General features: G+C 63.6%; 2 protein-coding genes. Both read left to right on the top strand.

The window, feature by feature from the left end:
• The first annotated feature begins 51 nt into the window (after positions 1-51).
• Complete coding sequence (gene tnpB, locus AC0L3A_RS40610) at positions 52-399, top strand: IS66 family insertion sequence element accessory protein TnpB (RefSeq protein ID WP_473256568.1); 348 nt, start codon at positions 52-54, stop codon at positions 397-399.
• Positions 400-444: 45 nt separating this feature from the next.
• Positions 445-1,348, top strand: a 904-nt coding sequence (gene tnpC, locus AC0L3A_RS40605; protein ID WP_473256567.1) for an IS66 family transposase, incomplete at its 3' end; no start/stop codon positions are given.

Raw genomic sequence — 1,348 nt, 5'->3', positions numbered from 1 at the left:
CGACGTTGATGGAGACGCACTACGTCGCGTTCTCGATGCTTTGGTACGCCGATGATCCCGGTTCCGACGGGCGCACGAGTGTGGCTTGCGACAGGCTACACGGACATGCGCCGAGGCTTTCCGTCGCTGGCACTCCAGGTGCAGGAGGTGCTGCGCAAGGACCCGCTCAGCGGTCATCTGTTTGTCTTCCGCGGTCGCCGAAGCGATCTTGTGAAGGTGATCTGGCACGATGGCCAGGGAGCATGCCTGTTCACCAAAAGACTGGAGAGAGGGCGGTTCATCTGGCCTTCGGTTGCGGGCCATGCAGTGACGATCTCGCCGGCGCAGATGAGTTACCTGTTGTCCGGAATCGATTGGCGCAACCCGCAAGAAACCCAGCGTCCGACGCGGGTCGGATAGCCGTTTTGGGTTTGAATCTGCTGCTTGATCTGATTCAATGGCTTCATGATATCGAAGCCTGACGACCTTCCATCGGATCTTGTCAGTGCCCTGGCAGCGCTGCAGGCCGAGCGTGAGGCCCGGCTGCGAGCCGAGGCGATGGCTGCCAGCGCGCAAGCGGAGCTGTCGGATAACGCGGCGCTGATCGCGCATCTCGAGTTGCGGATCGAGAAGCTCAAACGCGAACTGTACGGGCAGTGCTCCGAGCGCACGGCGCGGCTGATCGAGCAGTTGGAATTGGAGCTCGAAGAACTCGTCACCACGGCGAGCGAGGATGAGCTTGCCGCGCAGGCCGCGGCGGCGAAGGCGCAGAAAGTCCGCGCCTTCACGCGCAAGCGACCGGTACGCAAGCCATGGCCGGACGACATCGAACACGAGCGCGTCGTTATCGAGGCTCCGACGACCTGCACCTGCTGCGGCGGATCGCGGCTGGCGAAGATCGGCGAGGATGTGACCAAGACGCTGGAGGAGATCCCGCGTCGCTTCAAGGTCGTCGAGACGGTGCGGGAAAAGTTCACCTGCCGCGATTGCGAGAAGATCAGCCAGCCGCCCGCGCCGTTCCATGCCACACCGCGCGGCTTCATCGGCCCGCAATTGCTGGCGACGATCCTGTTCGACAAGTTCGGCATGCATATCCCGCTCAACCGCCAGAGCGCGCGCTTCAAGTGCGAGAGGATCGACCTGCCGTTGTCGACGCTGGCCGACCAGGTCGGCCACGGGACCTTCGCCGTCATGCCGCTCTTCCACCTGATCGAGCGTCATGTGCTCGCGGCCGAGCGCCTGCATAGCGACGACACTACCATCCGCGTCCTGGCAAAGGGCAAGTGCAAGACCGGTCGGATCTGGACATATGTGCGGGATGACCGGCCCTTCGCCGGACCTGCGCCGCCGGCGGCGGTCTATTACGCCT

The organism is Bradyrhizobium sp. MI1.3, assembly GCF_055811695.1.
This window is presented reverse-complemented; position numbering and strand designations above follow the sequence as displayed.